This is a genomic window from Geminocystis sp. GBBB08 (genome assembly GCF_016743215.1).
Taxonomy (GTDB): domain Bacteria; phylum Cyanobacteriota; class Cyanobacteriia; order Cyanobacteriales; family Cyanobacteriaceae; genus Geminocystis.
Genome location: NZ_VRZC01000165.1, coordinates 1 through 8,371, shown reverse-complemented (window position 1 = coordinate 8,371; position 8,371 = coordinate 1). Strand labels below are relative to the sequence as shown.

Here is an 8,371-nt window from a genome sequence, read left to right as displayed (position 1 = left end):
AAAAGTTTTTTGAACTCCGGGTAAGGGCGGTACTGGTGTATTAAATAATTGTGAAAATGTAGCGATCGCTGTTAATGATTTTGAGGGTATTTTAAAGTTAATCGAAGAAAAAGGGATTGATTTAGTCGTAGTTGGTCCGGAATTACCGTTATCCGAAGGAATTACGGATTATTTACAAGATTATCATATTAAAGTTTTTGGACCAAATAAAGCGGGGGCGACTATCGAAGCCAGTAAATCTTGGGCAAAGGATTTGATGATAGCTGGGGGTATTCCTACGGCAAAATCAGCGACTTTTACCGATCAAGAAGGGGCAAAAAATTATATCCTCCAAGAAGGAGCACCTATTGTTGTCAAAGCTGATGGATTGGCTGCTGGAAAAGGGGTTATGGTTACAATGACTCAGGAAGAGGCTTTAAACGCTATTGAGGAACTTTTTGCCCAAAACTTTGGTAAAGTGGTCATAGAGGAGTTTTTAACGGGTCAAGAAGTATCAGTTTTAGCCTTGACAGATGGCTTAACAATTCGTCCTTTAATTCCTGCTCAAGATCATAAACAAATTGGGGAGGGTGACACTGGAGCAAATACAGGTGGTATGGGGGCTTACGCTCCAACTCCTTTGATTGATCATAAATTAAGCGATCGCATTACTAAAGAAATTTTAGAGCCAACATTAAAAGAGCTACAAAAACGAGGCATTGATTATCGGGGAGTTTTATATGCGGGATTGATGATTACTCCCGAAGGCGATCCAAAAACTTTGGAGTTTAACTGTCGTTTTGGTGATCCTGAAACTCAAGCAGTGTTATCCATGTTAAAAACTCCTTTAGTTGATGTATTATTAGCTTGTACTCAACAAAAATTAGCTGATTTACCACCCTTGGAATGGTACGAAGGTACTGCGGTTTGTGTGGTTATTGCTGCTGGTGGTTATCCTAACAGTTACGAAAAAGGGAAGATAATTACGGGTATTGCTGAAGCCCAAACAGAGGGTATAACAGTATTTCATGCGGGTACTAAATTAGTCGATAAAACTATTCTTACCGATGGTGGTAGGGTTTTAGGGGTGACAAGTCGTGCTGTTGATTTTCAAAGTGCGATCGCCTCTGTTTATCAGGCAGTAGAAAAAATTAAGTTTGAGGATATGTATTATCGCCGAGACATTGGACATCGAATATCATAAGTAATAAGAAGATAAGGAGAGGGAGATGAATTGGAAAGTAGGAGGTTTTCATTCTCCCATAAAAATTCTTTTATGTTGGGTTTAGGGTATTGGGGAGATTTTTTCTAATCATAAAAACCAATTATTAAGAAAAAAACTCCCATGGCCTTTTAGGAGAGAGTTTTTTTCTTAAAAAATCAACAATTATCAAAAAATGGTAAAAATGAAAAAAAAGAAATCTTTATTAATAGCTAGAAAAAAAGGCAACAAATTTGTTGAATTAGGACAAGTATTTTTTCATAGAGGAGATATTTATCATTTTTTGTTAACCATTACATGGCTTCAATTTTTTGGATTAATTACCCTCACATATTTAATCCTAAATATCATATTTGCTTTTGCTTATTTAGCAAGGGATAATATTATTGAAAATGCTCGTCCTAATTCTTTAATCGATGCTTTTTTCTTCAGTATTCAAACTATGGCAACTATTGGCTATGGTGCAATGTATCCAAAAACCTTATATGCTCATATTTTAGTAGGGTTAGAAGTTTTAATTGGATTGTTAGGAATTGCTTTAGCTACCGGGTTAATGTTTGCTAGATTTTCTCGCCCAACGGCTAGGGTTTTATTTAGTAATGTAGCAGTTATTTCCAAATATAATAACCAGCCAACTTTAATGTTTAGACTTGCCAATTTACGAAATAATTGGATTATGGAAGCACAAGTAAGAGTTAGCTTATTATTACCTGAAGAAACTACCTCAGAAGGATATAAAATGCGTCGTCTTTATGATTTACCTTTAGTGAGAAATCAAAGCCCTTTTTTAGCATTAACATGGGTGGTAATGCACTCCATTGATGAGAATAGCTATTTATTTTCTCTTGATGAAGAAAGTTTTTTAGCAGGAGAATATCAACTTTTTATTGCCTTAACGGGATTAGATGCCACCCTTTCTCAAACAATTTATGCCCGTCATATTTACGATGCTTCTGATATTAAATGGAATTATCGATTTATAGATGTAGTTCACACTAACCCTGATGGTACTAGATACCTTGAATATGATAAGTTCCATGATATAACACCTATTTAACGCAAGTCAAAGATAGTCTATTATTAGTTTCGCTTCATATTTAAAAATTGGGTTAATTCAGGGCGAAATATTAGTTTAACTTGTCCTGTCGGTCCATTTCTGTGTTTTGCGATAATTATTTCTGCTACACCTTGATCTACTGTATCTGGATGGTAATATTCATCACGATATAACATCATTACTAAATCCGCATCTTGCTCTATACTATTATGTACTACAAAGTTGTTGCTTAAAAAATTCATAAAAGTAGGTACTGTCAAATCATATACTTTTTCTTCCCCAACAAGCTGGATAGTTTTAATTTTATCCCAATAAATATTACTATTGGCGAATGTAGCGATCGCTTCTGACTCTAAAATATTTGCGATATAATTAGCTCGATATCGGGTAATATCTCTATTATAAGAACTAAAAGGACAATAACGACTACCAATAATTTGTCTCAATTGACTATCACTAATGCCTAATTTTTCCTTAATTTTAACTATTTCATCATCCCAAAGTTGACGGGGAATTAAATCTCGATTAGACTTTGCTTTTCCTGATGCCGATAAATATAATTCAATTTCTGCAAGACTTTCTTGTTTATAAATACCCACTGCACCAATTATATTAACAAAATTTTCTAAATCTTGTTTGCCAGTAACCCATACCTGAATTTGATCTCTTCCTTTATTGCCTTGTAATACAATTCTTAATACTGCATTAATACCTAAACGTAACAATAAAGTTTGTACACCTCTAGATAATTTTTCACTACTAGAAGCATAATAAATACTAGGATAGTGGGAGTTATTTTTACTGGTGCGAATACAACCATCTGTACACCAAAGATGACGTAAAAAGATGGCGATCGCATTTACTGGTTGTTGAAAGACGAGAGAGGGGATATACTTTTCATGAGATCGTAAACCAAAAATACCCAAGTTTTCTAACCATTTAGTGACGGGATTTTTGACACCGTGAGTTAAGGGATAACTAGCGGATAAATAGACTTGATACCATTGTCTTTCTTGTTTAATTTTGGGATTGATTTGATCTTTAAATACTTTTGTCGCCAAATCTGAGACTATCTCTGCTAAATCTAGTTCACGGGTGGTATATTGAATACTATGACGAGGTAAAGTGCAACCATCGCCGATTAAATGCCCTAATAATGCTAACTCATCATCTCCCATAGTTTGTAATGGGGGGGAAGGAAGATAACGGGGTAACGCAAGGCGATCGCCAACTTGTAACTGATCTAATCTCATCCAACCGTCAAACCGCAAAAATTGATGATTTGCCGTAGCTTTAATGGTACGTCCTAACTCTGTTGTCAAACAATATACAGGTTTTATACCCGTACAAAAAGCATTACTTACCAAAGCTCGTTCTATTTTCATGGTATCAGGATTAAGAGCCCATACTGCAAAACCGAATTTGCCTTCTAATTCTTGAATTGGGATTTCTTCTCCGGTATCTGCCATTGTTACCAAAGAATCACCGCTTAAACAACCTGACTCACGCAAGTCAGATAACATAGGACGTTTATTGGTTCGTTGTTCTACCGCACGACTAAGCTGAGATAATGCAATGATAGGGGCATTAATTTCTCGTGCTAAACTTTTAAGAGATCTAGTAATTCTTGACAATTCCTGAACACGATTATCACTACTACCCTGCATCAATTGTAAATAATCGATTAAAACTAAGCCTAATTTTCCCTTTTTTTCTGCCTGTAAACGACGAACTTCCGAACGCATTTGCATTACGGTTAAATTACCAGAATCATCAATATAAATAGGTAACTCTGATAACTTACCCATAGCCGTCATTAAAGGTTCCATTTCTTGTTCTGTGACTCTACCAGTTCTTAAGCGACTACTTTCTAGTTTTCCTTCAGCAGAAAGCAAACGCATTGCTAATTGTTCTCGGGACATTTCTAAGCTAAAAATAGCCACAGCTAAATCATGTTCTTTAGCGATATTAGCAGCAATATTTAAAGCAAAACTGGTTTTTCCCATAGCAGGACGGCCAGCAATTATAATTAAATCAGATCGATGAAAACCACCGCCCATTAAAGCATCTAAATCATAAAAATCACTACTAATACCGGGTAAAGCTAATTTTTCTTGAAAGTTTTGAATTTCAGTAAAAGTATCAATTAAAGTATCGGAAATAGGTACTAATCCTTGTTGAATTCTTGCTTGAGTAAGTTTAAATATTTTTTGTTCAGCTTCATCTAAAACTTGATCTAAATCTTTAGTCGTATCATAACCTAATTCACTAATTTCTTTAGCTGTACTAATTAATAATCTTCTGATATATTTATCAGTAATTAAAGGCACATAACGATCAATATTAGCCGAAGAAACGGTACGATCTAGTAAACTAACTATCTTAGGAGTACCACCAATTTTATCTAATAAACTATGATCATTTAACCATGTTGTCACTGTCATCAAATCCACTGGTTGCCCTTGAAAATATAAAATTCGGGCTGCTTCATAAATTTGACGATGGGCATTGACATAAAAGGCTTCAGGTGGTAAAATATCAATAATTTTCCCCATGGCATTAGAATCAAATAAAATCCCCCCCAAAATAATCTCTTCGGCTTCTATATTCTGAGGAGGCAAAGAAGTTGGTCCTAAATCTGGGGTAAAATCATTCATTATGGATGTTTAAGAGGAAAAACTAACAATCTTAATAGACATCTCCAAAATATAATAACCCGAAATTGGTATAATTTTTTTAATTTTTAGATACACTGAGATCGGTAATATAGTAAATATATGTTAATTATTCATTGTTAATTATTCACAATTAATAATTGTCATCATGCCTTTATCTCGTATAATTACCATTGTTGTCGGCTTAAGTGTTATCTTCGGATTAATGCTATGGTTAATTAGTGCTTTATCTCGACTTTACAGCGAAATTGCATGGAATAGCCCATTTTTAGCTAATTTTCTCGTTTTTATTCTTATTGTCTTACTCATTTGCTTTATTGCTATCTTTATCTACTATTTAGGGATTATTCCTAATAAATCAGGAGGTAAAGGTAAACGCCGTAAAAATTTACCTGCCTTACCCGCCGAAAAAAATCAAATTGCCTCTAAAACTATTCAAGCCGTTAAAAAGCAAGTTGCCCAAATTCAAGATGAAGTAACCCAAAAAGCCTTACTCGCTAAATCTCAACAAATCGAAGCTAATTTAACTAACGGTATTCTTAAAGTTGCTGTTTTTGGCACCGGCAGTGCGGGTAAAACTTCCCTAGTTAATGCCTTAATTGGAGAAATGGTAGGTAATGTTAACGCAAGTATAGGAACGACAAAAGAAGGGGTGACTTATAGTCTAAAACTTCCCCAAGCTAATCGAGAAATTTTGATTACCGATACCCCCGGCATTTTAGAAATGGGGGCACCTGGTGAAATTAGAGAACAATTAGCACGACAATTAGCTACAGAAGCAGATTTATTACTTTTTGTCTGTGATAATGATTTACGAGCTTCAGAATTTACACCTTTAGAAGCTTTGGCTAGTATTGGGAAGCGATCACTGTTAATATTTAACAAAATAGATTTATATTCGGAAGAGGAACAAGAAATAATTACCACTAATCTCCAAGAAAGAGTTAAAAATTTTATTGCCCATGTTGATGTCTTAAAAGCCTGTGCTAATCCTCAACCCGTGCAATTTTCCGAGGATGAAATGATACAACCAGATATAGAAATAACCTCAGTAATTAAACGTTTAGCGGCTATTTGTCGTGCAGAAGGAGATGACTTATTAGCTGATAACATTCTTTTACAATCCCAACGATTAGGGGAGGAAGCGAGAAAATTAATTAGTCAACAACGTAGCCGAGAAGCCGATAAAATTATTATGCGCTATCAGTGGATTGGTGCTGGAGTTATTGCTTGTACACCCCTTCCTGTGGTAGATATGTTAGCAACGGCAGCAGTAAATGCACAAATGGTGGTAGAAATTGGGCAAGTTTACGGTTGCGAGTTAAACAATGATACGGGAAAAGATTTAGCCTTATCTTTAGGTAAAACTTTAGTTAGTTTGGGAGTAGTAAAAGGTGCAGTGGAGTTAATCGCAAAAGCACTGCAATTTACCGCAGCGACTTATGTTGTAGGTAAAGTTATTCAAGGTATTAGTGCCGCCTATTTAACTAGAATTGCTGGTAAAAGTTTTGTTGAATATTTTAGTCATGATCAAGATTGGGGTGACGGTGGCATAACAGAAGTAGTGCAAAGACAATTTAAGTTAAGTCGTAAAGATGAGTTTGTGAAGGTTTTTGTGCAAGATGCGATTACTAAAGTAATTGAACCCATCAAAGACACCCTTGACAGTAATTTTAATCATCAGGAAGAGGAAGAAAGTAACGATATTTATTTTGATGAAGGTGATGAATGGGGTAATCCTAAATCTAAAGATGAATGGTAATCATGAGTAATTAGTAATGAGTTTTTATTCTTTTAAAATAAACGATTAAGCATATATGTTTTTACAGAGATTTTACCTTCTTCTAGTTGTTCAATTCTTTGTTTTTGATGCACTACAAAATTTTTAACTCCTTGAGGAGTCAAATCCCATTCTTCAATGGTGTAAAAATTCGTTTTCAGTAGTTGCTCTTGTTCCATGTCTCTAAACTACCATATTTTGTTACCCTCTGAACGCTTACAAAGGTTTTAGGTTTTAGAATGAATCTGATATTTTATTATACCTAACACCTGATGCCTAGCACTTTGTCTTAACCTATAATTTTATGTCGAACTGAGGTTTAATTTAGTTCAAGTTATTTAACTTTAAGTTCGATGGAAATTGAATTAATAATATAAAATATGGACAACAAGGTTTAAACTATAATGAAATAATTAATTACTATTAATATAATGACTAATAAACAGGAATTGTTGAATAGGATAACCTACAATCCTCAGCAATGTGGAGGAAAACCCTGTATTCGAGGAATGAGAATTAGAGTTAGTGATATTTTAGAGATGTTGGCTTTAAATATTGATTCTGCGGAAATTTTAGCAGATTTTCCTGATTTGGAATTGGAAGACATCCAAGCCTGTTTACTTTTTGCTTTACAATACACCAATATTCCACGACTAACGGCATGAAATTTTGGATTGATGCCCAATTACCACCACAATTGTCACACTGGTTAACAAATACTTTTTCCTTAGAGGCTTTTTCTTTAAAAGATTTGGGTTTAAGGGATGCTTGCTGAGGATAGAGAAATTTTTACACGAGCAAAAGTTGAAGGAGTTATTATCATTACTAAAGATAGAGATTTTCTGGAGTTAGTTAATCGTTTTGATTCTCCTCCTCAAATCCTTTGGGTAACTTGTGGTAATGTTACTAATCGCAATTTAAAAATCATATTCACTCAAACTTTTGTTGATGCTTTAGCACTTTTACAACAAGGAGAAAAAATTGTAGAAATTACTGATTAATGTAATTTTATTTGATAAATTTTCATTAAAAAATGATTTTTTTACTAAGCTATCGACTCTACCAATTAAAATATAGGTAGCTATCATTTACCATTAAAGCAAAAAAAAGAAATGTCGATCGCCACTATTAACCCCCTCAACGGAAAAACACTACAAACATTTACACCTTTTTCCCATAACGAAATCGAAAATAAACTAAGTTTAGCTATATCAGCCTTTAAAGATTATCGCCTCACATCCTTTCAATTTCGGGGGCAAAGGTTACTTAAGGTAGCAGAAATTTTAGAAGAAAATCGAGAAAAATATGCACAGTTGATGACGATAGAAATGGGAAAACCAATTAAACAAGCTATCACTGAAATTAATAAATGTGCCTCTGTTTGTCACTTTTATGCAGAAAATGCCCAGGAGTTTCTTACCCCTAAATATATCGAAACTGATGCTAGTCAAAGTTATGTTACTTATCAACCTTTAGGTGCAATTTTAGCGGTGATGCCTTGGAATTTTCCTTTTTGGCAAGTATTTCGTTTTCTTTCACCTGCTTTAATGGCAGGAAATGTGGGATTACTCAAACACGCTTCTAATGTGCCTCAATCAGCTTTAGCTATCGAATCTATTTTATTATCTGCGGGTTTTCCTGAAGGGGTTTTTCAAACA

Annotated in this window: 7 protein-coding genes and 1 pseudogene; 6 read left to right on the top strand and 2 right to left on the bottom strand. The window is 34.4% G+C overall.

What is annotated here, in order from left to right; translation table 11 throughout:
- Positions 1–13: 13 nt before the first annotated feature.
- Both purD and FWJ34_RS16165 read left to right on the top strand, forming a co-directional pair.
- A pseudogene (gene purD / locus FWJ34_RS16170) lies at positions 14–1,183 on the top strand (phosphoribosylamine--glycine ligase); the annotation flags it as partial.
- A 193-nt stretch (positions 1,184–1,376) separates the two neighbouring features.
- Complete coding sequence (locus tag FWJ34_RS16165; protein ID WP_308256375.1) at positions 1,377–2,258, top strand: ion channel; 882 nt, start codon at positions 1,377–1,379, stop codon at positions 2,256–2,258.
- 23 nt (positions 2,259–2,281) lie between these two features.
- On the opposite strand, the gene FWJ34_RS16160 is transcribed toward FWJ34_RS16165, so the two are convergent.
- Entirely contained in the window at positions 2,282–4,915 is a 2,634-nt protein-coding gene (locus FWJ34_RS16160; RefSeq protein WP_308256374.1) for a replicative DNA helicase, read from the bottom strand.
- 166 nt (positions 4,916–5,081) lie between these two features.
- Between FWJ34_RS16160 and FWJ34_RS16155 the strand changes: the two genes are divergently transcribed.
- A complete protein-coding gene (locus FWJ34_RS16155) occupies positions 5,082–6,695 on the top strand; it encodes a GTP-binding protein (protein ID WP_308256373.1) in 1,614 nt (537 codons plus the stop codon).
- A 32-nt stretch (positions 6,696–6,727) separates the two neighbouring features.
- Here FWJ34_RS16155 and FWJ34_RS16150 read toward each other — a convergent pair whose 3' ends face one another.
- Positions 6,728–6,892: a hypothetical protein gene (locus tag FWJ34_RS16150; protein ID WP_308256372.1), complete on the bottom strand. Its 165-nt coding sequence runs from the start codon at positions 6,890–6,892 to the stop codon at positions 6,728–6,730.
- Between the two features lie 252 nt (positions 6,893–7,144).
- Here FWJ34_RS16150 and FWJ34_RS16145 point away from each other — a divergent pair, with 252 nt between their 5' ends.
- From FWJ34_RS16145 to FWJ34_RS16135, 3 genes are all read left to right on the top strand, one after another.
- Positions 7,145–7,378 (top strand): DUF433 domain-containing protein, encoded by a 234-nt coding sequence (locus tag FWJ34_RS16145; RefSeq protein WP_308256371.1) that lies wholly within the window; start codon positions 7,145–7,147, stop codon positions 7,376–7,378.
- Positions 7,379–7,477: 99 nt separating this feature from the next.
- A complete protein-coding gene (locus FWJ34_RS16140) occupies positions 7,478–7,714 on the top strand; it encodes a DUF5615 family PIN-like protein (RefSeq protein WP_308256370.1) in 237 nt (78 codons plus the stop codon).
- Between the two features lie 111 nt (positions 7,715–7,825).
- A partial coding sequence (locus FWJ34_RS16135) for an aldehyde dehydrogenase family protein (protein WP_308256369.1) occupies positions 7,826–8,371 on the top strand: 546 nt, incomplete at its 3' end.

Excerpts from the sequence above, each read along its gene's own strand:
- FWJ34_RS16160 (WP_308256374.1), bottom strand. The coding sequence starts at position 4,915 with ATGAATGATTTTACCCCAGATTTAGGACCAACTTCTTTGCCTCCTCAG.
- FWJ34_RS16145 (WP_308256371.1), top strand. The coding sequence starts at position 7,145 with ATGACTAATAAACAGGAATTGTTGAATAGGATAACCTACAATCCTCAG.
- FWJ34_RS16155 (WP_308256373.1), top strand. The coding sequence starts at position 5,082 with ATGCCTTTATCTCGTATAATTACCATTGTTGTCGGCTTAAGTGTTATC.
- FWJ34_RS16140 (WP_308256370.1), top strand. The coding sequence starts at position 7,478 with ATGCTTGCTGAGGATAGAGAAATTTTTACACGAGCAAAAGTTGAAGGA.
- FWJ34_RS16150 (WP_308256372.1), bottom strand. The coding sequence starts at position 6,892 with ATGGAACAAGAGCAACTACTGAAAACGAATTTTTACACCATTGAAGAA.
- FWJ34_RS16165 (WP_308256375.1), top strand. The coding sequence starts at position 1,377 with ATGGTAAAAATGAAAAAAAAGAAATCTTTATTAATAGCTAGAAAAAAA.